24 protein-coding genes and 1 pseudogene are annotated in these 25,299 nt (G+C 35.5%); 16 read left to right on the forward strand and 9 right to left on the reverse strand.

Features of this window, described 5'->3' with window-relative positions; genetic code table 11:
• Window positions 1-247 precede the first annotated feature (247 nt).
• The 8 genes from Q9B79_RS23245 (at window position 248) to Q9B79_RS23280 (ending at window position 7,805) form a co-directional block, all read left to right on the forward strand.
• Window positions 248-1,141 carry a LysR family transcriptional regulator gene (locus Q9B79_RS23245; RefSeq protein WP_113303105.1) on the forward strand — a complete coding sequence of 298 codons (894 nt, stop codon included), beginning with the start codon at window positions 248-250 and terminating at the stop codon, window positions 1,139-1,141.
• Between the two features lie 254 nt (window positions 1,142-1,395).
• Window positions 1,396-2,496: an amidohydrolase/deacetylase family metallohydrolase gene (locus Q9B79_RS23250; protein WP_306188034.1), complete on the forward strand. Its 1,101-nt coding sequence runs from the start codon at window positions 1,396-1,398 to the stop codon at window positions 2,494-2,496.
• Complete coding sequence (locus tag Q9B79_RS23255; RefSeq protein ID WP_306188037.1) at window positions 2,474-3,577, forward strand: DgaE family pyridoxal phosphate-dependent ammonia lyase; 1,104 nt, start codon at window positions 2,474-2,476, stop codon at window positions 3,575-3,577. Before Q9B79_RS23250 ends, Q9B79_RS23255 begins: the two co-directional genes overlap by 23 nt.
• A gap of 1 nt (window position 3,578) precedes the next feature.
• Window positions 3,579-4,334, forward strand: a complete 756-nt coding sequence (gene dagF / locus Q9B79_RS23260) for a 2-dehydro-3-deoxy-phosphogluconate aldolase (RefSeq protein ID WP_306188039.1) — start codon at window positions 3,579-3,581, stop codon at window positions 4,332-4,334.
• Window positions 4,327-5,343 carry a sugar kinase gene (locus tag Q9B79_RS23265; protein ID WP_306188041.1) on the forward strand — a complete coding sequence of 339 codons (1,017 nt, stop codon included), beginning with the start codon at window positions 4,327-4,329 and terminating at the stop codon, window positions 5,341-5,343. Before dagF ends, Q9B79_RS23265 begins: the two co-directional genes overlap by 8 nt.
• Window positions 5,343-6,068 (forward strand): GntR family transcriptional regulator, encoded by a 726-nt coding sequence (locus tag Q9B79_RS23270; protein WP_306188043.1) that lies wholly within the window; start codon window positions 5,343-5,345, stop codon window positions 6,066-6,068. Before Q9B79_RS23265 ends, Q9B79_RS23270 begins: the two co-directional genes overlap by 1 nt.
• Window positions 6,069-6,116: 48 nt before the next feature.
• On the forward strand, window positions 6,117-7,442 hold the full coding sequence (gene gntP / locus Q9B79_RS23275) for a gluconate permease GntP (RefSeq protein ID WP_306188045.1): 1,326 nt from the start codon (window positions 6,117-6,119) through the stop codon (window positions 7,440-7,442).
• Between the two features lie 168 nt (window positions 7,443-7,610).
• Complete coding sequence (locus Q9B79_RS23280) at window positions 7,611-7,805, forward strand: YjcZ family sporulation protein (RefSeq protein WP_306188047.1); 195 nt, start codon at window positions 7,611-7,613, stop codon at window positions 7,803-7,805.
• A gap of 53 nt (window positions 7,806-7,858) precedes the next feature.
• On the opposite strand, the gene Q9B79_RS23285 is transcribed toward Q9B79_RS23280, so the two are convergent.
• From Q9B79_RS23285 to Q9B79_RS23310, 6 genes are all read right to left on the reverse strand, one after another.
• Window positions 7,859-9,832, reverse strand: a complete 1,974-nt coding sequence (locus Q9B79_RS23285; RefSeq protein WP_306188049.1) for an FtsX-like permease family protein — start codon at window positions 9,830-9,832, stop codon at window positions 7,859-7,861.
• The gene (locus Q9B79_RS23290; RefSeq protein ID WP_306188052.1) at window positions 9,829-10,581 is read right to left on the reverse strand and encodes an ABC transporter ATP-binding protein; all 753 of its coding nucleotides are present in this window, start codon (window positions 10,579-10,581) and stop codon (window positions 9,829-9,831) included. The genes Q9B79_RS23285 and Q9B79_RS23290 overlap by 4 nt, the downstream gene beginning before the upstream one ends.
• Before the next feature lie 20 nt (window positions 10,582-10,601).
• Complete coding sequence (locus tag Q9B79_RS23295) at window positions 10,602-12,557, reverse strand: ABC transporter permease (RefSeq protein WP_306188054.1); 1,956 nt, start codon at window positions 12,555-12,557, stop codon at window positions 10,602-10,604.
• Between the two features lie 79 nt (window positions 12,558-12,636).
• Entirely contained in the window at window positions 12,637-14,607 is a 1,971-nt protein-coding gene (locus tag Q9B79_RS23300; RefSeq protein ID WP_306188056.1) for an FtsX-like permease family protein, read from the reverse strand.
• Window positions 14,608-14,701: 94 nt separating this feature from the next.
• Window positions 14,702-15,724 (reverse strand): sensor histidine kinase, encoded by a 1,023-nt coding sequence (locus tag Q9B79_RS23305; protein ID WP_000765337.1) that lies wholly within the window; start codon window positions 15,722-15,724, stop codon window positions 14,702-14,704.
• 2 nt (window positions 15,725-15,726) lie between these two features.
• Window positions 15,727-16,422 (reverse strand): response regulator transcription factor, encoded by a 696-nt coding sequence (locus Q9B79_RS23310; protein ID WP_000276736.1) that lies wholly within the window; start codon window positions 16,420-16,422, stop codon window positions 15,727-15,729.
• A gap of 207 nt (window positions 16,423-16,629) precedes the next feature.
• Here Q9B79_RS23310 and Q9B79_RS23315 point away from each other — a divergent pair, with 207 nt between their 5' ends.
• The 3 genes from Q9B79_RS23315 to Q9B79_RS23325 are packed head-to-tail and all read left to right on the forward strand — an operon-like array spanning window position 16,630 to window position 18,199.
• Complete coding sequence (locus tag Q9B79_RS23315; RefSeq protein ID WP_098304233.1) at window positions 16,630-16,902, forward strand: autorepressor SdpR family transcription factor; 273 nt, start codon at window positions 16,630-16,632, stop codon at window positions 16,900-16,902.
• A complete protein-coding gene (locus tag Q9B79_RS23320) occupies window positions 16,899-17,537 on the forward strand; it encodes an SdpI family protein (RefSeq protein WP_306188061.1) in 639 nt (212 codons plus the stop codon). Before Q9B79_RS23315 ends, Q9B79_RS23320 begins: the two co-directional genes overlap by 4 nt.
• A gap of 23 nt (window positions 17,538-17,560) precedes the next feature.
• Window positions 17,561-18,199 (forward strand): SdpI family protein, encoded by a 639-nt coding sequence (locus tag Q9B79_RS23325; protein ID WP_306188063.1) that lies wholly within the window; start codon window positions 17,561-17,563, stop codon window positions 18,197-18,199.
• A 42-nt stretch (window positions 18,200-18,241) separates the two neighbouring features.
• On the opposite strand, the gene Q9B79_RS23330 is transcribed toward Q9B79_RS23325, so the two are convergent.
• Window positions 18,242-19,114 (reverse strand): AraC family transcriptional regulator, encoded by an 873-nt coding sequence (locus Q9B79_RS23330; protein WP_306188065.1) that lies wholly within the window; start codon window positions 19,112-19,114, stop codon window positions 18,242-18,244.
• Window positions 19,115-19,420: 306 nt separating this feature from the next.
• Between Q9B79_RS23330 and Q9B79_RS23335 the strand changes: the two genes are divergently transcribed.
• The 4 genes from Q9B79_RS23335 to Q9B79_RS23350 all read left to right on the forward strand — a co-directional run bounded on the left by Q9B79_RS23335 (window position 19,421) and on the right by Q9B79_RS23350 (window position 23,455).
• The gene (locus Q9B79_RS23335; protein WP_000859654.1) at window positions 19,421-20,191 is read left to right on the forward strand and encodes an ABC transporter ATP-binding protein; all 771 of its coding nucleotides are present in this window, start codon (window positions 19,421-19,423) and stop codon (window positions 20,189-20,191) included.
• The gene (locus Q9B79_RS23340; RefSeq protein WP_306188068.1) at window positions 20,178-22,127 is read left to right on the forward strand and encodes an ABC transporter permease; all 1,950 of its coding nucleotides are present in this window, start codon (window positions 20,178-20,180) and stop codon (window positions 22,125-22,127) included. The genes Q9B79_RS23335 and Q9B79_RS23340 overlap by 14 nt, the downstream gene beginning before the upstream one ends.
• Window positions 22,128-22,268: 141 nt before the next feature.
• Entirely contained in the window at window positions 22,269-22,847 is a 579-nt protein-coding gene (locus Q9B79_RS23345) for a class I SAM-dependent methyltransferase (RefSeq protein ID WP_306188070.1), read from the forward strand.
• Window positions 22,847-23,455 carry a DedA family protein gene (locus tag Q9B79_RS23350; RefSeq protein WP_306188072.1) on the forward strand — a complete coding sequence of 203 codons (609 nt, stop codon included), beginning with the start codon at window positions 22,847-22,849 and terminating at the stop codon, window positions 23,453-23,455. Before Q9B79_RS23345 ends, Q9B79_RS23350 begins: the two co-directional genes overlap by 1 nt.
• Window positions 23,456-23,500: 45 nt before the next feature.
• Here the strand turns inward: Q9B79_RS23350 and Q9B79_RS23355 are convergent, their stop codons facing one another.
• Both Q9B79_RS23355 and Q9B79_RS27115 read right to left on the reverse strand, forming a co-directional pair.
• On the reverse strand, window positions 23,501-24,034 hold the full coding sequence (locus Q9B79_RS23355; protein WP_306188074.1) for a glycosyltransferase family protein: 534 nt from the start codon (window positions 24,032-24,034) through the stop codon (window positions 23,501-23,503).
• A gap of 161 nt (window positions 24,035-24,195) precedes the next feature.
• Window positions 24,196-24,295: pseudogene (locus Q9B79_RS27115) on the reverse strand (Rpn family recombination-promoting nuclease/putative transposase); the annotation flags it as partial.
• 279 nt (window positions 24,296-24,574) lie between these two features.
• Here Q9B79_RS27115 and Q9B79_RS23360 point away from each other — a divergent pair.
• Entirely contained in the window at window positions 24,575-25,255 is a 681-nt protein-coding gene (locus tag Q9B79_RS23360; protein WP_306188076.1) for a DUF7003 family protein, read from the forward strand.
• Window positions 25,256-25,299 lie beyond the last annotated feature (44 nt).

Genomic DNA, 25,299 nt, shown 5'->3' on the forward strand with positions numbered 1-25,299 from the left:
CCATATAGAAATTAGTTCTAATGGGTTTAATAATAAAAAACTCCCGCAAACAAAGCCTTTATTAATCTATCCTGATGTTCTAGCTAACTTTTGCAAAGCTATGTTGTTTGAAAATGTATAACAATTTAAAGCTATTGTGGGAAATTTTTTTAGCTAAAATTATGATATCTTAGAATATAGTATATGAAAAATATAAAAAAAATTAATTTTACTTAAGTTTTTCATATAATGAGGAGGTTTTTTACTGATGGATATGAGACAACTACGATATTTCATAGCAATTGTAGAGGAAAGAAAAATTTCAGCTGCTGCGGAAAGACTTCATATTTCTCAACCACCGCTAAGTCAGCACCTAAAAGCGATGGAGGATGAATTAGGAACGAAACTAATGGAGAGAAATGGGAAGTTTTTAGGAGTAACGGAAGCAGGGAAAGCTTTATATAAGTATGCGCTACAAATGAATCATCTAATGGAAGAAGCAAAAATGGAGGTAAAGGAAGTTGGAAACGGGGTAAGTGGAAAACTGACGATAGGCATCAATACTTTTTCGGTATCCGGATTACCTGATTTACTTCACAGGTTTCATAAAGAATATCCTAGAGTTACATATAAAGTTCATCAAAATGAGTCATCTCATCTTTGTCAATTAGTGAGAGAAAGGGTTATAGAGATGGCGATTATCCGACTACCGCTTGATTTAAATGATTTTTCAGCGATCCATCTTTATACAGAACCTTTTTACTTTATTACTTCAAATGAAAAGCAACTTTTTAATCATCAGGTTACGCTTGCTGACATTCAAAATCATCCTTTGATATTACCAAGTACAGAAGGATTGGGAGTTCATTATATGATTTTGGAAGCATTTTCGAAAGCTCAACTACATCCGAATATTATTGCGGAGTGCTCTGACATCTCTCTTTTACTAGATTTAGTCGCTTGTAACTTTGGAACAGCTATTGTTCCAGAAACTGTAATTAACCAATATCAAAACTACAATATTCAGGCTTTCAAAATTACAGATACAGATTTAATTGCATCTACGAGCTTAATATGGCTGAAAAATCATTATCTATCAAAAGCCGCTCAAAACTTTATAGAACTGTTAACGGAGGATATCCAGAAACAAACAGATTTATAGCGTTAAGGATATTCAAACATTCAAAATCCCAATCACTCATTGCTGTAATTGAGAAATTGGGATTTGTTTTTTTTACTATATGGCTCTTTAATGAATCGAGTTTAGTTCAAATCTATGATAAAGGACTAAACATTATAACGTTATATTTACTTCTCGCTTTTTTTGTGTTACGCTAAACGTGTGAAAGAGATATAAAATGAAATTTTAATGTAAGCGTATTCTTATGGCTTCTTATAGAAAAGGGTGGAAGTACAATGACAGAACGATTCGTACTACGTAATGTGAAACGTGTGAACGGGGAAGAAATTGACATTGTAATTGAAAATAATAAAATCGCACAGATGACGAAAGCTGGTACTGGCGAGGGTGGAAAGATTCTTGATTACTCAGGTACTTACGTATCGAGTGGCTGGATTGATTTGCACGTTCATGCTTTTCCAGAGTTTGATCCGTATGGCGATGAGGTGGACGAAATTGGCGTTAAGCAAGGGGTAACGACAATTGTTGATGCGGGTAGCTGCGGAGCTGATCGTATTGCAGATTTAGTAAAAAGTAGAGAGCAGGCAAAGACGAATTTATTTGCCTTTTTAAATATTTCTCGCATCGGTTTGAAACGAATTGATGAATTGTCCAATATGGAATGGATAGATAAAGAGAAAGTGATAGAAGCAGTAGAAAAGTATAAAGATGTAATCGTTGGGTTAAAGGCGAGAATGAGTAAAAGTGTCGTTTGTGACAGCGGAATTGAACCGCTGCATGTAGCACGCTCTTTATCCCGTGAAACATCATTACCAATTATGGTACATATCGGTTCAGCGCCTCCTCGCATTGAGGAAGTTGTACCTCTTTTAGAAAAAGATGATGTGATTACACATTACTTAAACGGGAAAGAAAATAATTTATTTGATGAAGAAGGCAAACCGCTACCTGTATTATTAGATGCGGTGAAGCGCGGTGTTCATTTAGATGTTGGTCACGGTAATGCTAGTTTTTCTTTTAAAGTAGCAGAGGCGGCGAAGCGTCACGATATTGCTTTTAATACAATTAGTACAGATATTTACCGGAAGAATCGTATACACGGTCCAGTATATAGTATGGCTCACGTTCTTTCGAAATTCCTTTACTTAGGATATCCGCTAGAAGAAGTAATTGATGCGGTGACGAAACATGCGGCAGAGTGGCTGAAAAAACCAGAGCTTGGCCGTATTCAAGAAGGCGATATTGCAAACTTAACTTTATTTACGGTGAAAGATGAGAAGGTTACGTTAATAGATTCAGAAGGGGATCAGCGCATTGCTGAAAGAAGAATTGATACGAAAGGGGTTGTAATCAATGGGTCATTCATTGAATGCTAAGTACGGATTAAAAAGAGTGATTAATGCGAGCGGTAGAATGAGTATTTTAGGTGTATCCGCTCCGACAGATACAGTTATGGATGCGATGAAACATGGTGGACAAAATTATGTGGAAATTGCTGATTTAGTAGATAAAGCGGGAGACCATATTGCGAGAATTCTAGATTCGGAGGCAGCGGTTGTTGTAAATTCAGCATCGAGCGGAATTGCGCTTTCTATCGCTGGTATCGTGACAGAAGGAAATCGCCGTAAAAGTGAAAGACTTCATCAAGAGGTCATCGCGAAAAACGAAGTGATTATGTTAAAAGGGCATAACGTTCAATACGGTGCTCCAGTCGAAACGATGATTTATTTAGGCGGCGGTAAACTTGTAGAAGTTGGCTACGCAAATGAAGGGAAAGCAGAGCATATTGAAGATGCGATTGGTGAGAATACAGCAGCGATTCTGTATGTAAAATCACATCATGCCGTGCAAAAAAATATGATTTCTGTTGAAGAAGCATGGGAAGTAGCGCAGCGAAATAACGTACCGCTTATCGTAGATGCGGCAGCTGAAGAAGACATTCAAAAATATGTGAAGTATGCAGACCTTGCCATTTATAGCGGTTCAAAGGCGATTGAAGGGCCTACTTCTGGTATTGTTGGCGGTAAACGAAAATATATTGAGTGGCTGAAAGTGCAATTACATTGCATCGGAAGAAGTATGAAAGTTGGGAAAGAAACAACATTTGGCTTACTTCAAGCGCTTGATGAGTACGGAGTAAAAGAAGATAAGAGTGAGCAAGAAAAAGAGTTGTTACAAGTACTTATGCCGCTAAAAGAATTAAACGGTGTAAATGTAACGATCGTTCAAGATGAGGCAGGAAGAGCAATCTTTAGAGCTCGTATTCATATTGACGAGAAAGAATTAAAAAAATCAGCAAAAGACGTTGTAACAGCATTACGAGAAGGGGAAATTGCCATTTATACACGTGATTACGGAGTAAGACAAGGATTCTTTGATATTGATCCACGTCCACTTCAAGGTGATGACATACATGTGATTGAAGAAAAATTGAGAGAAATTGTAGGGGGAAATTAAAATGACAAACATTCAAAAACGTTTTTATAAAGGCCGCGTAGCATTAAATGTATTAGCGAACAATATCGAAAATGCAAAAGACATTTTTGAAGCAGCAGAAGGTTATGTAGTAGTAGGTGTGTTATCAAAAGACTACCCAACAGTAGAAGAAGCCGTTACAGCGATGAAAGCATACGGAAAAGAAATTGATGATGCTGTATCAATCGGACTCGGAGCAGGAGATAATCGCCAAGCGGCAGTTGTAGCTGAAATTGCAAAGCATTATCCTGGTAGCCATATTAACCAAGTATTCCCTTCAGTTGGAGCAACACGTGCAAATCTTGGCGGAAAAGACAGCTGGATTAATAGTTTAGTATCACCAACAGGAAAAGTAGGATACGTAAATATTTCTACTGGTCCAATTAGTGCAGCTGGGGAAGAAAAAGCAATCGTTCCAATTAAAACAGCAATTGCAATTGTACGTGATATGGGTGGAAATTCATTGAAATACTTCCCAATGAAAGGTTTAGCTCATGAAGAAGAATATCGCGCAGTTACGAAAGCTTGTGCGGAAGAGGGATTTGCATTAGAGCCAACAGGCGGAATTGATAAAGAAAACTTCGAAAAAATTGTACGTATTGCGCTTGAAGCAAATGTAGAGCAAGTTATCCCGCACGTGTACTCTTCTATTATTGATAAAGAAACTGGTAACACGAAAGTAGAAGATGTTCGTGAATTATTAGCAGTCGTGAAGAAGTTAGTTGATCAATATGCGTAAGAAAATTGCAGCATTCGGTGAAGTAATGATGCGCCTGCAAGTACCAGGATATGAATTGTTATCACAAGCTAATACATTAAAATACTCATTTTCTGGTACAGGTGTGAACGTTGCAGCCGCGCTTTCTCATCTAGGGCATGAAGGGCTTCTTATTTCAACTTTACCGGAAAATTCGGTTGGAGATGCTGCATTATCTTACATTCAAAAGTTAGGTGTGCAAACCTCACTTGTTTCAAGAGGCGGCAAATATGTCGGCATGTACTTTTTGGAAAATGGATTTGGAGCACGTGCAAGCCGCGTTACATATTCAAATCGATTAGAAAGTAGCTTCAATACGGCATGTGAAGGCATGTACCAATTTGAAGAAATCGCAAGGGAAATTGATATCGTTCATTTTTGCGGGATCACACTTGCGATGAATGATACGGTGCGTCATCATATGAAATCTTTAGCAAAAGCAGTGAAAGAAAACGGAGGTACTGTCGTTTTTGATTGCAACTATCGTTCATCTCTTTGGGGAGAAGACGGATATGAGCAGGCGAAACCGCATTATGAAGAAATGCTAGCTCTTGCTGATATTGTTATGATGAATGAAAAAGATGCAATGTTCGTTCTTGGAATGAAAACAGAAGAGACGGAGCGAGAAGCACAACTTATTGATCTTATTCCAAAAGTGGCTGAAACATATCATATCGCTACCATTGCTGGCACACATCGCTCTATTAATAGCGATAATACACAATCGCTTCGCGGATTTATATGTAAAGATGGTGCGTTCACTTTTGCAAAAACACTTACGTTTTCTGTATATGATAGAATAGGTGCTGGAGATGCTTATACGAGCGGGATTATTCATGGCGAGATAGAAGAGTTTGCACCAGAGAAAGCTGTTTCATTTGCGTCAGCAGCTGGAATGCTTGCACATACAATCGTCGGTGATACGCCAATGTCATCAGAGAAGGATATACTTCGGGCAATGACGGCATCAGTAGGTGATGTAGAAAGGTAGTGGGTGTAACGGTGAACGTAACGAGGAAAAAAGGACCATTATATTTACAAATAAAAAACATTATTCGTGATCGAATATTGCATGGTGTATATGCAATTCATACGAATATTCCTTCCGAACCGCAGTTAGAAGAAGAGTTCAAGGTGAGTAAAATTACAGTACGAAATGCGATTAAAGAACTCGCTCAAGAAGGGTATTTAGAAAAGAAAAGCGGTAAAGGAACGAAAGTCATCCGTAACACGTCTGCGACAAAACTGTCAAAGGGTAAGAAATTTACTGAAGTGTTAGTGGAAGAAGGATATAAAGTACAGAAGAAATTGCTAAAGGCAGAAATCGTTCAGAATCAAGAAGGAACAGTACCATTTCAATTATTCGGTAAGGAGAGTTTTCGCATTGAACGTTTATATACGTTAAATGATGCACCGTATATTCATTATACGCACTATTTCTCAGCGAAAATGGCAAGTACAGATTTATCGGATTTTGATTTGCAATCGCTTTACGATTTAGTCGAGGACCGAGGCATTCATTTAGAAAACTTCAGAGATGAATTTGCTGTTGGACTTGCGCCTAGTTTCGTTGCAGAAGCGTTAGGTGAAAAAGAGGGGACAGCGCTATTAAAACGTATGCGCTATTCTTACGATGAAGTTGGCGAAGTAATTGAATATAGCGAAGGTTACTACAATACAGAAATGCAGCATTATGTAGTGAATTATGACGTATAAAAAAGAGGGTATTCGCCCTCTTTTTTTATAAAGTAAGGGGAATGAAAAATGGATATATACTTATTAATCGTCACGTTACTTGCAATTGCGATTGTTATTTTAGGAGTATCATGGTGGAAGTGGCATGCATTTATTAGTTTAACAGTTGCGAGTTTATTTTTAGCGATTATGTCTGGATTGAATGTAACGAAAATAGTGACTGCCTATGAATCTGGTGTTGGTAGTGTACTAGGGCATTTAGTTGGTATTTTAGCTCTCGGTACAATTTTAGGAAAAATGATGTCTGATTCAGGGGCCGGCATGCAAGTGGCAGATTTCTTTATTCGATTTTTCGGTGTGAAGAAACTACCGTGGGCTATGTTATTTGCAGGATTTGTTATAGGGATTCCAGTCTTTTTTGAAGTGGGGATCGTCATTTTATTACCACTCGTTATTTCCATTCGAAAAACAACGAAGCAAAACATTTTATTAATCGCATTACCTGTTATTGCAGGATTATCGATAGTACACGGGCTCGTGCCACCACATCCAGGAGCGATGACAGCAATCGGCATTTATAACGCGAACTTAGGAAAGGTACTTTTATATTCATTAATTATCGCGTTACCAGCAGCCATTATCGCAGGACCGATATTTGCAAAGTGGGTACATAAAAGGGTTATACCTGAAAATGAACCAGAGCTTATTCGAGTTACGACTGTCTCAACTGATTTACCGAGTCGTAAAGTTTCATTCTTTATTATTTTATTACCAGTTGTATTGATGATTTTATCGGTCGTTGCACCGTATATGTCATTACCGAAAAAGATAACTGAATTTTTTGTATTTATTGGAAGTCCAGTAATCGCTTTACTAATTTCATGTTTTGCAGCATTTTATTTACTTGGAACCAGACAAGGAATTAATAAAAAGATGATTAAAAAATTAACAGATGAAAGTTTACTACCTGTGGGCTCAATTATTTTAATTATCGGCGCTGGTGGTGGATTTAAACAAATATTAATTGAAAGCGGCGTTGGAACGGCGATTGCGCAAATGGCAGAACATATATCGTTATCACCAATCGTATTAGCTTTCATGGTAGCTGGATTAATTCGAATTGCCACAGGTTCAGCAACAGTAGCATTAACGACAGCAGCAGGGATTGTTTCACCAGTTATTCAGCACATGTCTGGTGTGAATTTAGAGTTGCTTGTTATTGCAACCGGTGCAGGCTCATTAATGTTTTCTCACGTAAATGATGCAGGGTTCTGGCTTGTAAAAGAGTATTTAGGTTTGACGGTGAAGGAAACGTTTAAAACGTGGACGGTACTCGAGACATTGTTATCATTTATTGCATTTGGTTTTGCCCTTGTATTGAATATGTTTCTTTAAAAGATACCTGAATAGGTATCTTTTTTTGATGAAGCCCAATTGCCAAAACAAGCCCGTTTTTAAGTAAGCCAAGCTTCCGATTCGCCCTGAAAACATACTATAAATGGAATCCCCTCATTTAGAGCAAGGTGAACTTGTTATGAATGATACTAAAGGAGGAATAGAGTAATGAGCGAAAAGTGTGAACACAGACATGATGATTGTAACCGCAGACACCATGGTTGCGGCGGCGGTTTTGCGCTTCTAATCGTATTGTTTATTTTATTAATCATCATCGGTGCTAGCTGCTTCGGCGGAGGCGGCGGTTGTGGTTATGGTGGTTATGGTGGTTACGGCGGCGGCTACGGTGGATTTTGCTGCTAATTATTAAAAACTATTGAAAATAGCCTTGTGCATACTGCACAAGGCTATTTTATTCATATCTTGATATGCTGTGATAATTTATTAATGTACAGAGAACGAATTAAGAAGAAGAAAATAATCTCGATAATCCCGAAAAAGGTGAGTATAATCAATAACTCTTTTAATAAAGAAAAAGCGAACATACTTTGTAAAAACTTAACGGCAAATAACGTGTGAACACCCGCAACGATGTAAGGAACGAAAAATAAAATTCCTAACTGAATCGTTGCAGAACGAAACATTTCTGATTCCGTTAAGCCAAGCTTTGTAATCGTAATATACTTTTGTCTCTCAGTTGTTAAGTCGTTATACATACGGAAATATAAAACACTAGCTGCACCGATAAAGAAAATAAAGCCGAGAAATGCCCAAATAAAGAATTGAGCGATCGCGTTTTCTTTACTATGAACGAGTTCATCGGTAGCCGTATGAATGAAGAAAGGGACTTGAGCTTTCTCTTCTGTATGCTTTTCGTAGAACTCACGTGCATCATCACCAATAACACGTAACATATTTTTTGTTGGAACCATTGCATTTTCCCAATTTTCCACGAAGTAGTTATAAATCGTAATTGCTTCAATATGAGGAATCATATTTTCAATTGCATTATCTTGCATAACAATGAGATGAGGTAATGCAAAGGAGGGTTCAATTCCTTTATTAATAAAACCTTTAATATGAAATTCTTTTTTATTAGAGCCAAGTGTAATCGTATTTTGTTTAGCAAATGGATTTGATACAAGATTTAATAGCTCTGGCGCATAGCGAGAAATAATGTAAACTTGTGTAGAATCAAGAGTAACTGCTGGTCTATTTAGTTGTTTAGCAATTGCGTTATAATCACTCATTTTCATTAACACAATATCTTCTTTTAATGCTGTATCCTTTAATACTGTAAATTTATATTTTTTGTAATCGAAATTGTTATTTGTAAGCTCGGTTTCAATTGTAGTAATATGCTTTTGTTCAAGTGAATTCTCGCCTTCAGATGTATATGTGAAGGGAATAGGATATCGCTCTAGTATGGATGCCTTCGTATTATTATTAGCGGCGAATAATCCGATAATAATTGTAAATGCAAGTGCAGATAACATAGAAACGATAAAGAGCACATTAATATTACTACGGGTACGAGCGACTAAATCTGAAATCCATAACATATTTATTTGTTTTAAATAAAACTTTCTACGCTTCTTTAAAATATAGATAAAAAGAAGAAATGTTTGTGAAAAGAATAAATATGTCCCGACTATTACGAGCGGTAAAATAGACAACATAATGAGAAAGACAGATCCATTTTGCACATTTTTTTCTGTTACGTAGCCTTGCGGATAACCCGCGATGTAGTAACATAGTCCTAAACAAATTAAAGCAAATAAAGAGATGAGTATAGATGGCCTTTTTTCGGCTGCCACTTTCTTATTCCCTTTAATAAGGTGGACTGTTTTACGAGTCCGAATAAACATCGGTGTAAATGTAGAAACGATTAAAAATAAAATGATAAACGTTACGGTTGTAACGATAATCGCCTCTGTTGGCCAATATAAATAGAGACCTTTTGCACTTGTTAATTTCGAAGTGACTAATAAGAAAAAGTTAGAAAATACTAGGCCACCTTGAATGCCAATAAAGATAGATAGTATCCCGATGATCATGTTTTCGGTAAATAGCAGTCTTTTTAATTGTCTCTGTGAAATACCGAGAATCGTGAGTATCCCAAATTGCTGCTTCCGTACATTTAAAAATGTTCCAATTGAATATAAGAGAAAGAAGAACGAGAACATAACGATAACTAGCTGTGCTGTACTAGCTAAATTCATTAGAGGATCACGCTCTTGAAAGCTTTGTACATGTTGTAAGCGCGGATGGTACGCGTACACAGTAAATGAAAAGAAAACCATGATAGAAAAAGCACTACTTACAAAATAAGCGAAATATGCTTTAGAATTACGCGAGACATTTTTAAATGCAAATTGCCAAAATGTCATCCACGTCTTCCTCCTAATAATGCTAAAACATCTAATATTTCTTGATAAAACTTCTCGCGATATAGCCCGCGATGTAGTTCGTTGTAAAGCTCGCCATCTTTAATGAAAATGACGCGGTTACAATAACTTGCTGCGAATGGATCGTGCGTAACCATTAAAATTGTTGCATCTTCTTCTTTATTTAACTTCGTAAATAGTTCCATTACGTCAATTGCTGCTTTTGAATCTAAGTTTCCTGTCGGTTCATCGGCAAGTAGAAGTGACGGATGATGAATAACAGCACGTGCTACTGCGGTACGTTGTGCTTGTCCGCCGGAAACTTCAAAGATACGCTTGTCTAAAATATGATCAATGCCAAGCTTTTTTGAAATGTTATTAAGCTTTTCGTCCATTTCTTTTAATGGAATATTATCTAATGTTAAAGGTAGTACGATGTTTTCACCGATTGTTAGTGTATCTAGTAAGTTAAAGTTTTGGAAAACAAATCCTAACTCTTGGCGGCGGAAAATAGCTAACTTCTCTCTCCGAAATGTGTGCGGTTTTTTTCCGTTAATCACGACATCACCAGAAGTAGGTGAATCAATTGTAGAGATAACGTTTAAAAATGTAGATTTACCACTACCAGATGGTCCCATGATAGCGACAAATTCACCTTTATCTACATGTAAATTTATATTTTTTAAAGCAGTATGAGGGACTTTTCCTTCATACACTTTTGAGACGTTTTTTATGTGTAAAACTTCTTCCATAGTAATCACCTTTCTATCCATTAAAACTTAATGTGTTGTGATAATTTTTGCATATAGAAGGAACGAATTAAAAGGAAAAATAAAATTTCAACCGTTCCAAAAATCATAAGTACGACTGTAACCTCAGCGAAGAACGAGAGATGTAATACTTCTTGTAGCATCTTTGTCGCAAACATCGTATGAATCGATGCCATAATGTATGGGACAAAGAAAAGAATAGCAAGTTGAATTGTAGCAGATCGTTTCATCTCAGCTTCTGTTAAACCGATTTTTGTAATCGTTACATACTTTTCTTGCTCATTTGTTAAATCTGTATACATTCTGAAGTAAAGAACACTGCCAGCACCAATAAAGAAAATAACACCTAAGAAAGTACCAATTAAGAAGAACGAAGCGACATTTAGTTTTGTTGTGTATAGAGAATCGCTCGCTTCACTTGCATGGAAAGGCGGGTGCTCTGCTTGAATGTTGTTCCCGTCGGTATTTATTTTTTCTATAAATGCTGAGCCGATGTTATGAGCTTTTTCCCAGTCCATAACTTTAAAGCTATATACACTCATCTGTTTTGAAACGGATGATAATGCCTCTACATTTTCATCAGATAATACGAGTAATTGTGATATTAAGCTGTTTGGGAATGGGTTATAACTTTTATATTCTTTTATGTGTAACTGCAAAGAATTTTGATTTAGCGTAAGAGCATTTCTCGTTTTTTGATCATGAAGTGTTTCAAAAACTTGATTGTCCAAATCTTTAATAAGGACATACGATTCGTTATTCTTTACGTGAAGATTTTCCCAGTTTAATGCTTTAGCAAGTATAGTATAGTCACTTTGTTTAATTGCATAATAGAGCTGCTGGTTTTCTTCCGCTGAAGATACTTCATATATATCCGTTTTAAATTGTTTATAAGAAAATTGCTCTTCATTGAACTTTTGTTTTAACCAATTTAAATGTTCATCCGCTAACGTATTTTCAGTATGTGATAAATATGTAAAAGGAAAAGGATTTTCTCTTATTGCATCAAACTTTGTAAATTTCCCAAAACCGTATAAGAATGTAATCATAGTAAAAGCAAGTGTTGATAGCATCGCCACAATAAAAAGCATGTTAATGTTTGTACGAATGCGCGCTGCTAAATCAGAAATCCAAAGCATATTCGTACGTTTCATATAAAATGTTCTTCGTGTTTTTAATATACGAATGAGTAAAAAACTAATTTGTGAAAAGAAAAAGTATGTTCCAGCTGCAACAAGTGACGGAATGAGAAATATACTGGTGGCGGCGTACAAAAGCCCAACTACGTCGCCAAGCGATATGAAATATATCGGATTTGCTGCTAGTATGTACCCAGATATTAAACATGTCGCACCAAATAGAGAGATGAGAACGGATGCTTTTCTTTCTTTCTGTTTTGTTCCTTCTTTTAAAAGACGTACAGCCTTTCTCGTTCGAATGAGCATCGGCGTAAACGATGAGACGAGAATGAAGAGTCCTAGAAAAATGATCATAGTTAAAATAATGGCAGCTGTTGGCCAATATAAATATAAACCAGGAACATGTGTAATTTTGGCGGTAACTAATAAAAAGAACTGCGAGAAGACAAGTCCAAGTTGAATGCCGAAAAAGATGGAAAGAACACCAATTAGCATGTTTTCTAGGAATACAAGTCTCTTTAATTGTTTTTGAGATATGCCAAGTACTGTTAAAATCCCAAATTGCTTTTTTCGTACTTTTAAGAAAGTACCGATTGAATATAGTAAAAAGAAAAATGAAAAGAATACAATGACAATTTCTGAAATTGTCATTAATATGTTCAGAGCAGCATTCACGCCTGTCATATGCAATTTAGGATGAAATAAATAAACTGCAAACGAGAAAAAAATTGCAATGGAAAATGCACTGCTTACAAAATAGGCGAAATAAGCTCTGGCATTCCGTGTAACGTTTTTAAATGCAAACTGCCAAAATGTCATTTGCCTAGCCTCCTAGTAGGATGAAGAGGAAAAGGATATAAGAGATACCCTTTTTCCCTACTAAATACATTCATAAAATTTAACCATTCGTATACTCTGATAACTTTTGCATGTAAAAGGAACGAATGAATAAGAAAAAGACGATTTCAACTACGCCAAAAATAATAAGAACAGCTGAAACTTCTTTGAACAAAGATAAATCAATTACATCTTGGAGCATTTTCGTTGCAAACATTGTATGAATGGATGCCATAATGTAAGGGACGAAAAATAAAATACTAAGCTGAATGGTTGCAGAGTGTTTCATCTCTTTGTCTGTTACACCGATCTTAGAAATCGTTATATATTTCTCTTGTTCGTTCGTCAAATCTGTATACATTCTAAAATAAAGAACGCTACCGGCTCCAATGAAGAAAATAACTCCTAAAAATGTCCCGATTAGGAAGTACGCGGCACTACCGGATGTGATTCTGTATAATGAACCTGCTGATTCATAGGAGCGTATAAGGGCCCCTTCATATTGGAATTCTTTTCGATCTTTTTGTATTTTTTGCATAAAATCATCAGCAATTTTATACGTCTTTTCCCAGTTTTGTACTTTATAATTGTACGCTGTTACATGCTTTGTTGTATGTGGTAAGTTGTTTACAACAGTGTCAGGTAAAATTAAAGTTTGGTATGAAAAGTTAGATGGAATGGCCCCTGCTTGTTCATAGCCTTTTACTTGTAATTGCGTATTTGTGCTAGAAAGTGTAATAGACTTTCTATTGTAGCTTGGCTCAAATTCGCTGAATAAGGTTACATAAGCGTTACCTGTTAAGACATATGCTTCATTTTCGTTTATGAATAGTTGTTTCATTCGCAGGGAAGCTGCGAGTTTATTATAGTCACTTTGTTTTATTGCATATATGTCATTATAAGCTATTACACCTTCATCTTCTTTCAGTGGTGTTTCATATAAATCAGCCTTTATTTTCTTATAAGAGAAATTCTCTTTTTTTAATTGTTGTTCAAGCCAATTTAAATGATCGTCCACAAAAGGATTTGCGTCATAAGAAAAATAAGAGAATGGAAAAGGTGAACTTCGCGTAACCTCTAGCTTTGTAAACTTTCCGACTCCATATAGGAACGTAATCATTGTGAAAGCAATTGTAGATAGCATCGCTACAATAAACAGCATATTAATGTTCGTTCGGATGCGGCTTGCTAAATCAGAAATCCACAGCATATTAATCCGTTTCATATAAAATTTTCTTCTTTTCTTTAAAATATAAATAAGTAAGAAACTAATTTGAGAAAAGAAAAAATATGTTCCGATTGTAACGAGCGTTGGAATCACGAAAATACTTGAAACCATATATATAACGCCTACTTGCGAGTTTATTGAGAAGAAATATTTAGGATTTCCAGCTAAAATATAACCACTTAATAAACAGATAGCACCAAATAGAGAGATAAATATGGATGGTTTTCTTTCCTTTTGTTTCCTACCATTAGTTTTTAAAAGGTTTACCGTCTTTTTCGTACGAATTAGCATAGGTGTAAATGAAGATACAGCGATAAAGAGACCAAGAAACACAATCATTGTTAAAATGAAAGCATTCGTAGGGATATATAAATATATCCCTGGTAGATGCGTAATTTTCGCTGTTACTAATAAGAAAAACTGCGAGAAGACAAGTCCAAACTGCATACCGAAAAAGATAGATAAAATACCGATTAACATATTCTCCATAAAAACGAGACGATGTAATTGTTTTCTCGATATTCCTAAAACGGTTAAAACGCCGAATTGTTTTTTTCTAACTTTTAAAAAAGTGCCAATGGAATATAGTAAAAAGAAGAAAGAAAAAAATACAATTACTACTTCTGAAAATATCATTAATCCTGAAATTTCAGAGACCATTCCAAAGTTTTGTAGTTTTGGATGAAATAAGTAGACTGCAAATGAAAAGAAAACAGCAATGGAAAAAGAACTGCTTACGAAATAAGCAAAATAAGCTCTGGAATTACGTGTTACATTTTTAAAGGCAAACTGCCAAAAGGTCATAATATGTACCTCCCGCTAGAAGGCAAATATGTAGTTTTATTGCAAAAAATGTATGAGAGTGCGTTCTCATACATTTTGCTAGCATATGTTAGGGTCATGCTTCGGTCACCTTCTCTGTATGTTCTGCTTGATTATTCGCAGCGTTATGGAAGATGATTTTAATCGTCGTTCCTTTACCAACTTCAGAATCTAATTTGACAGAATGACCTAAATAATCACAAATTTTACTCACGATATAAAGTCCCATACCAGTAGATTCTCCAAATGCGCGACCGTTTTTTCCAGTGTAAAACGGTTCGAATACTCTTCGAATATCTTCTTGTGGAATACCAACACCTTCATCGCGAACTTCTAAAATAATATCTTTTCCGTTTCGGTAAGCAGATAAGAATACTTTCTTTCCGCGCTCACCAGAGTAACGAACAGCATTTGTCATTAACTGATAGATGATAAATTTTAGCCATTTTGCATCAGAAGCAACTTTTAAATCAGAATGAACTTCTAAAACAGGGAAGACTCCGTTTCGAATGAATAGTTCTTTTAATCCATTAATATTTTTTGTTACCGCATCTTTTAATGAAATCGTCTCAACATGGAAATCTTCATGGAAGTTATTTAACCTTGCCATGTATAAAGCCATATCGAGTCCTTGGTTTAGACGTTCTAATTCTTTTTTAAACTTCGGAATTAAATGCTCATCTTCCATTTCGAGCACCATAAGCTGCATAACAGACACAGGTGTTTTCATTTGATGCACCCAGTGATTAATGAATAATTGATGTTCTTGCTGCTTTACTTCATATGATTGTAATTCTTTTTGGAAGAGACGATATTGCGTGCGCACAAGTTCATTTACACCGTGAGGCATCGGAGCAGTTGCTCTTTCAATAAACGCATCTTCCATTTTCTCTGGTTGCTCACTTAATCTATGGTACATTCTACGGTTGCGGACGTAACGATAAGCGAGGAAACAAATGAATAAATACAAACTTAAAACGACGAAGTAAAATTTATTATTTTGAAATCCATCTACTGCATCATACAGAACGAAAATGATACCGAAGTTTAATACGTATAGTAGAAAAAATGCAAAATGATCACGTAAAAATAGCTTCATGCTTATTCACTCCAAGTTGCGTTAAAACGATACCCAAGTCCACGTACGGTTTCAATAGCATTTTCAATACCAAGCTCATTGAACTTTTTACGAAGACGTGTAATGTTTACGTTTAATGTATTTTCCTCAACGAAGCTTTCGTCGTCCCAAAGAGCGGCTAGTAAATCTTCACGGCTCGCTGTACGAGGGAATTTAGATAATAACATTTCTGCTAAAATTGCCTCTTTCTTCGTTAAAAGAACTTGCTCAGCACCGAAATGAATTTCTGGGCGTTCTGGGAATAGTTTTAGTCCTTCTACTTCAACGATACGTTCAGAAATATTTGGCGCATAATCACCGTAAATACGGCGTAATTGACCTTTAATTTTTGCCATTACAACGTCGTAGTGGAACGGTTTTGTAATATAATCATCCGCACCGCTTTCAATCGCCATAATTTGTTCCATTTCACCAGCACGAGCTGAAATGAAAATAATAGGACAAGTAGATTCATGACGAATTTGGCGACACCAATAGAATCCATCGAATTTCGGTAAGTTTACATCAAGTAAAACAAGGTGTGGTTTCACTGCGTTAAACGATTCCATAATATCATCGAAGTTCTCCGCAACAACAGCTTCATAGCCGTATTTTTGAATGTGAGATTGTAGTAATGATGAAATATTTGGATCGTCTTCAACGATTAAAATTTTGTACATATGTATATTCCTCCTAAAAAAATAATTGTAGCTATAGTGTATCATGTGTTTCGAGTCTTTTCATTATGTTGAATGATGAGCTAGTAAACAGTATGGGTTAAAAGTGAGAAAAGTAAAAAGGGCGTATGTATAATTGAAAATCAATTAAAAATGATTTAATATTTAGATAAATATCTAAATGTCTAATTAGTGAAAGGAAGAAAGACATTGAATCAAGCATTCAAAGCATTAGCAGATCCAACAAGGCGAAAAATTTTGGACTTATTAAAAGAAGGTGATCTAACTGCTGGTGAGATTGCTGAACATTTCAATATGACAAAGCCAAGTATTTCACACCACTTAAACGCACTTAAAAATGCTGAACTCATTCAAGATGAAAAAAGAGGGCAATTCGTTATGTACTCTTTAAACACAACTGTATTTCAAGATTTGTTAACTTGGGTGTTTACATTTACGAATAAGGGGGAAGAGGGGAAATGAGGAAGCATATATTTCCGTTATTATTAATTGCTTTAACGATTATTGCCTGGTGTGCCGCGTGGCCGTATTTACCGGGGGAGGTTCCGAGCCATTGGAATGTGGCTGGCGAGGTAGATGGGCGTATGTCAAAAATAGGCATGATGATTTTGGATGTTACAGTTATGGTTTTTATATATGCTTTATTGACTTTATTGCCTAAGGTAGATCCCAAGCATGAGAATTATGAGAAATTTTCTAAAGGATATAATGTAATAAATTATAGCGTATTATTCCTATTATTTTTAGTAAGTATCATTGGAATTGGGGCTGGATTAGGCTATGACATTCCAATGAATAGTACACCGCATATTCTTGTTGGTCTTTTATTTATAGTCATCGGCAACTATTTACCACAGTGCAAACCAAACTATTTTGTCGGTATAAAAACGCCGTGGACGTTAAGTAACGAAGAAGTATGGAGAAAGACACATCGTTTTAGTGGAAAGGTGTTTGTTGTATTAGGAATTATTATGATGTTAAGTATTTTTGCTCCAGTTGCATGGAAAGGTTTCTTAATAATTGGGATTATTATCGGTGCAGTAGGAATAACGATGGGATATTCATATGTTGCTTATAAGAAAGAAATAGGGGCCTAATAAAAAATTATGGGGGAGAGAGGATGAAAAGACACGTATTGCCATGGAGTTTAACTATTGGGATTGCAATTGGATGGTATATTGTATGGCCATATTTACCGGAACAAATTCCACGTCATTATAATGCGGCAGGAGTAGTAGATGGATATTTTTCTAAAGTAGAAGCAAGTTCAGTTTCGATAGGTAGCATGGTGTTACTGTATTTGATATGGCTAGCTATGGGGTATATTGACGTAATGAAAGATAAGTATAAACAGCATGGTAAAGTTCTATCTGCAATCCATTATGTTATTCTTTTGATAGGATTCGGCTGTAACTTATTTGCACTATTAGCAGCGTCTAATTATATTGCATCGGGCTCCATTGCATTTAATTTTGGACTTGGAACTTTGTTTCTTGTACTCGGCAATTATATGCAACAAACGAAGCCAAATGGTTTAGTAGGAATCCGAATGGACTGGACATTAGAAAATCCTGTAGTTTGGAGAAAAACACATAGGTTTGCTTCGAAAGTATTTGTAATAGGTGCACTTTGTATATATGCTGGGGCGTTACTTCCAGATCCATTTAATATTTTTATGGGGATTGGAATGATATTAATATGTCTCTTTATATCAACGATAAAGTCGTATGTTATTTATAAAAAAGAACTAAAAATATAAATAAAAGCTGCTTTTCCATCTAAGGAAGAGCAGCTTTATTCTTTATTTCTTCAAAACAGGTATCCAAATTTCACTTTTAAAGTTTGGAGAAGATATATCTTTCTGTTCATTCCACAATATCTCTGGCCCTTCCGCTAGTTCATAGTTTGAGGAAGGAAACCATTCGGAATAAATGCGTCCCCATACATTTTGTAATGTTTCAGGAAACGGGCCGACAGCTTCAAAGATAGCCCACGTTGAAGCTGCGACTTCAAGTTGCGAGAATTGGGCTGGACAATCTTCCGCCCTAGCTACTCCAATGTAGTGATCAAGTTCTCCTTTTTCCTCCATTCTTCCTTCAGAAAAGTTAGTAGAAGCACTAATGATTCCATTCGGTTTCATGTTTGAAAGGGACTTTAACGTTTGAATGGACTCTGGATTTAAACTTTTCCACATAGAAGCAATTTCTTCATTTACACCGTTAAATACAATCGGTACGCGTTTCGTAATACCAATGATTCGAAATGGTTCTTTTTCTTCAATTCGATAATTCATTTCATTTCCTCCTTGAATTGATAATTGGAAGGTCATTGGTGAATAAGCTTTCAAAGAATGACTACTATTTCGGGCCTCTGAAGGTGTTATGCCGTGCAAGTTTTGAAAGGCACGTGCAAAAGAATCCGGTGAGTTGTACCCATATTTTATAGCGACATCAATGACTTTTGCATTGCTATCTTTTAGTTCAAAGGCAGCAAGAGTAAGACGTCTACAGCGAATATATTCTGATAGTGATATGCCAGCTAGGAAAGAAAACATTCTTTTGAAATGGTATTCAGAGCAGTAAGCTATTTTTGCGACTTCTTTAAAATCAATTTCATCTGTTAAGTTGTTTTCAATATATTGCATTGCCGCATTCATGTTTTTAAGTGAATCCATACGATGACCTCCTTGTTAAATAGAATAGCAGGAACAAACGAAGTCCATCCGACATTTCATGCACAACTTTGTAGGGTACATTTTTAACCTTACAAAATTGTAATGTTCCTGTAAGGAGAATGAATGGATGGTATGATATCCCAATGCTATAGTAACAAAGTACTTTCGTTCAGTAGGTTAAATTTTTATATCTTTACTTATGCGCCTTACATAACTGTCATGTTTGTGTAAGAAACATCGATAGTGGCAAAAGTAGAGAGTGTATATAGTTGAAAATAGAGAATAGAAGAAATGAGGGATGTCGAGATGAAAACAGTGTTAGAAGCAAAAAATATTGAAAAAGTGTATGACACGGGTGGTAATAAATTTGCAGCGTTAAAAGGTATTAACTTACAAGTAAAAGAAGGTGAGTTCGTTGGAATTATGGGACCTTCTGGTTCGGGTAAGACGACTTTACTAAACGTCCTTTCTACAATTGATAATGCGACGAACGGTGAAATTTTAATTGATGGAAAAGATATCGTGAAGATGAACGATGATAAGTTAGCGTTATTCCGCCGCGACCATTTAGGGTTCATTTTCCAAGATTATAATTTATTAGACACGTTAACGGTGAAAGAGAACATTGCGTTACCTCTTGCGTTATCAAAGGTGAAAGCGAGTGAGATTGATCGCCGCGTTCTTGAAATCTCAAAGAAATTCGGTATTGATCATATTTTAAGTCAGTTCCCATATCAAGTGTCAGGCGGACAGAAGCAGCGCTGCGCAGCATCGCGTGCGATTGTTACGAATCCTAGTATGATTTTCGGGGACGAGCCGACAGGAGCGCTTGATTCTAAATCAGCGACAGATTTACTTGAAAGTATGAAGTCGTTAAATGAATATGATAACTCTACAATTTTAATGGTAACGCATGATGCGTTTGCGGCAAGTTACTGTAAACGAGTTATTTTCATTAAAGATGGTGAGTTATATAAAGAATTGCACCGCGGTGAATTAACACGTAAACAGTTTTTCCAACAAGTCGTTGACGTAATGTCTTCCATTTCCGGAGGTATGGCTGATGACCTTATCTAGCATTGCCCTCCGCAACATACAGCGGAACTTTAAAGACTACTTTGTATATTTTGCATCTATGATCTTTAGCATCGTCATTTATTTTACATTTAAGGCGTTGCAGTATAATTCACAAATGGAAAAAGCTGCGGAAGCTTCTAAAAAAATTAGCGGAGCGTTCCAAGTTTCAAGTGTTATGTTAATTATTTTCGTAGCGGTATTCATTATATATTCGAACGGTTTCTTTACAAGGAAGCGTAAAAAAGAAGTTGGGCTATATTCCTTATTAGGTATTCGTAAAAGACAAATTGGTAAAATGCTCTTTTATGAAAATATGTTAATGGGATTAATGTCTTTAATTATCGGGATTGCGATCGGTAGCGTCCTTTCAAAGTTATTCCTTGAGTTATTAGTAAGTATGATGGGATTAAATTTAAATGTTCATTTTGAAGTACCGATGGCTGCCATTATTGATACAGCAATTATTTTCTTTGTGATTATTTTATATACATCACTTCAAGGATATCGTTTAATTTATCGCTTTAAGTTAATTGAACTTTTCCGCGCAGAACGTGAAGGAGAAGCAATGCCAAAAGGATCTGTCATTATGGCATTCATTTCAGTTGTCTTAATCGGTTCAGGTTATTTCTTAGCATTAATGTTCATGAAGGCAGTTAAATATGCAGACTTTATGGCAGTTGCACTTTATATTTTACTAGCAACAGTATTAGGTACGTACTTATTATTTATGTTCTTTACAGTATTCGTATTGAAACGTGCAAGAACGAATAAATCATCGTTTTATAACGGTATGAATATGGTAACGACGTCACAGCTACTATATCGTATTAAAGGAAATGCAAAGTCACTTGCGACAATTTCTATTTTAAGCGCGGTAACATTAACAGCGGTTGGTACGTCTGTTACGATGTATTACAACACATTTACGCAATCAAAAGCAGTTGCACCATATAGCTATTCTTATGAGAAAAAAGATGCAGCGCTTGATAAGAAAGTAAATGCAATTTTTGCAGAAGAGAAGAAAGATCACCCGATCAAAGATCAATTTGAAATTGAGACAGTTCCTGTAAAAGGGAAGTTTGAAGGAGACAAAGTTGATTTTATTCTTAATATGAACTACAGAATCTCAGAGAAATATCAGTTTATGTCTCAATCCGAATTTAATAAACTTGCTAAGAAAATCGAAGCAGAAACAGTGAATGTAGCTGCTGGTGAAGCATTTATATATGATAGTTCTTATATGGAAGGGCATGAGTTTAGTCCACAATATAAAGGAAACAAAGCAGTATTCCAAATTGGAAACGAAACGAAGCAATTAAAAATCCAAGGTGCAAATGACGTTGCGATTACAAATTTAGGTGAATTAGTTGTTGTCGTTTCAGATGAAATGTATGAGCAAGCAAAACAAGCATTTGGAACACGCGTTGTAAAAAATATTGATGTAAAAGATGAAAAAGATAGTAAAGTGTTAACAGAAAAATTAACAAAAGTGATGCCGGCTGGTGAATCAGAAATGGTGCCATCATTTAGAGATTTCTACACTGGTTTCCATATGGGGCTTGAAGGAACAGGATTAATGATGTTTATTGGAATGTTCTTAGGTCTTGTATTCTTACTAGCAACAGGTTCTATCATTTACTTTAAACAATTAACAGAAGCAAATGCTGATCGTGAGCGCTATGTTGTGCTTCACAAAATAGGGGTCACAAAACAAGAAATGAAAAAAGCTATCGCAAAACAAGTAAGCTTTATCTTTGCAATCCCGTTAGTAATCGGAATCCTGCACAGCTTATTTGCACTAAAAGGTTTAGGGAACATACTACCATTTGAAATTATGATTCCGCTTCTAATTAGTATCGGAGTATACGGAGTCATTTATATTGGATATTACTTCTTAACGGTTCGTTCTTATTATAAGATCGTGAGTGCGAAGTAATGAGGGACAGCTATCGCTACAGGCGATAGCTGTTTTTTATTCTTCATAAAATCTTAAGAAATCTCCTCAATTTTTGTTAAGAAACGATAGTTATACTTAGAAACAAGTTAAAAACTATCGAACGAATGGGGAGAGGGTTACATGCAACTCATAACATTCTTACATGAATTTATAAAACATCCGAAACATACTGGTGCAATTGCGCCAAGTTCAAAAATATTAGCAAAGAAAATGGTAGATGTAATTGATTTTAATAGAGCGAAGTGTATCGTGGAGTTAGGGCCTGGTACAGGGGTTTTCACGAGAGAAATTATGAAGAGAAAGAAGAAGGAAACGATATTTCTTCTTATTGAAATTAATGAAGTATTTTGCAAAGAGTTACAGAGAAAGTTTAAAAATGAGCAGAACGTCATTGTTGTACATGGCTCAGCTGAAAATATAAAAAAGTATATGGAAGAGTTCAATATAGAATGCATTGACTATGTTTTATCAGGATTGCCTTTTACTTCTTTACCAGAAGAAGTTTCAAAGCGCATTTTAAACAATGTAATGGAAGCGATACACGAGAAAGGTGAATTTATTACTTTTCAATATTCACTTGTGAAAAAAGGATTTATACAGCATTTCTTCCCTGAAATTACGCTCGAAAAAGTGTGGCTCAATTTCCCGCCAGCGTACATCTTTAGCTGTAAAAAAGAGCTAAGGAGAGCGTATGCCTAATGGAAGTACATGAATTATTATCTTATATTGAGCAGTACGGTTATTGGGCATTATTTTTCTGTCTATGGCTAGGGATTATCGGTATGCCAATTCCAGACGAAATGATCGTAATGAGTGGTGGTTTCGTATCGTCACTAGGGATATTAAGTGTCATTCCAGCATTTTTATTAACATATTTAGGCGTTGTATCTGGCCTATCTTTAGGTTATATAGTAGGAAAAATATTTGGTATGAAAGTACTTGATAAGTTAATGAAAAAGAAAAAGGCGAAGTATCTTTTGAAGTCTCAACAAATGGTAGAGAAGTACGGTCATTATGCGTTAGTCACAAGTTACTTCATACCAGTTGTAAGACATATTGTACCGTATGTAGTTGGAATGAATAACATGTCATTTAAGACGTATGCTTTCTATTCCTATACGACAGGATTTGTTTGGACACTCGTTTACTTTGTGCTCGGTTCTTTATTTGGACAAAACATTAACAAGATTGTAGCGATTGCGATAGAGTATGGTGCTTATTTTGGTGGGCTTGTTTTTGTTGTTGTGGGTGGTGCATATTTGTACAAGCAAAGAAGAAGTATGGTGATGAGTAAGGAAATAGAATGAAGGTTCATACTTAGGGAGAGTTATTTTGTAGAATAACTCTCTCTTTTAATTTGATAGCTTCTCATTACATACATTAGGTGTTGTCTGAAATACAACTATATAAATTGTTAATATGGTTGTATTGATTAGATTAGCTAACACAGTCATAAAATCACTTGATGGGATGATAAGACCTGCTTTAAAGAGTGAAAGCTCAATTGTTAATTGCTTTAAATACTCTAAAAAGTTATCTGGCATTTTTTCATTAAAAGCTAAATCGGGATCAGTTACAGCAAAAAAATCTGGAAGTAAATCGAAGAAACAAGGAGCTGCAAAAAAACGCGGTCCATAGTTTTCGATGTTTTTAACTAAATTATATTTAGTTGATATCTGGTCATAAAATGCAAGCAGGGCGGGAGCGGTTGAATTATTATCCCAAATCCATATATCTTCATTTTTTATATTCTTGTTTTCTAATTGTTTTAACATATTTTTTACATAAGTCAAATTGTTGAAGGCGATCACTATTATAGGAATGTTTGAATTATCTTTTAAGTTTGCTATATTAGAGCGACTTAGTTCGTTTTTGCATTCGAACATGATTTGTAACACCTCCGAGAAAGAAAATAAAACAAACTAGATTAGAAGCAACATTTTAATATATGTGTAAGTAAGAGAAAGGGACTCGGTGTGTCGCCTATATGTGATTTAAGTATTAAAGGTTATTATCCCGCATGAATCGCTCGTAAAAGACCGATTCATGCGTCATAGGCTTCTCGAAAAGAAGAATCTTGACTCATACGCTCCCATTTATTGCTTTTGTAAAATAGGATCTCGGTTCATGGCGATATCCTCCAATGTGTCAGGTTGCTTCTTTCCTTCATTGCATCTAAAAAGAACTAGGGCATGCAAATAGCCCATTCTGTTATTTATCCCGCTTTAATGGGCAGTAAGAACCCCACCTCAAAATTCAGCGAAAGAAAAGAAGTTAGGTGGGGAATCAACTGCCCATAAAAGTCCGATTGGTGAGGGCTAATTAAAGTTTCACTTTATTAGGAGTATTAGAATGTAAAAGGAAAGAAAGTCTATGCTATACTTTAGGGAAATTGAAAGAATTGTATAGAGGTGAAGATAATATATATGCAAAAAGATATTTTAAAACTATTAGATAAAAAGCAAAGTAATTATGAATTTCCTACTCTAGATAATGCAGAGATGAATATTTCACAAGTGAAATTCTCTCTTTTCTTTAAAGATAATGAGGATTGGTTAGTTGTGTTCCAATTTGTTGGAGTAGGATCATTAGGTGTATGTAATGATATTCATATATATGGTGATAGAGTGAATCAATTAATTGGTGATGATACTATTTTGCAATTAAATGATGGAGATTATGAATTATTTGATGATGAAGGTGAATTTGTACTGGATATTCATACAGGCAGTGTGAAAATTCGTGATCATCGTTTTGAATATGAATTTACAGAAGAAGATTATGTGAATCATGGAATAGAAGTACAAACGACAGAGTCTTATCCCACATATTTTATGCGTATGCTTGCTACTAATGACGAAGCTCGGAATTTAGTATGGTGGGATAAAGAAGAAATTTTAGAAGAGTGCGGTTTAGAAGGTGACTGGGAAGTAGTGTATGAAACGGAAGAATGGCAACATGTTGGAGACGAGAAAGTAAGTGAAAATGAATTCTTCCAATCAGTAGCCGCTGCAATAGAACAGAAAGATCCAACCATTATTGTAAATAAGGATTCCAATACGCACTGGAAAAATTGGGTGGAGTTTGATTACGAAAACTCATATTAAAAATGAAAGAGTAGACTAAAACCTTTCTAAGAAAAAAGACGAGC

The organism is Bacillus sp. MHSD_36 (genome assembly GCF_030757775.1).
Lineage (GTDB): Bacteria > Bacillota > Bacilli > Bacillales > Bacillaceae_G > Bacillus_A.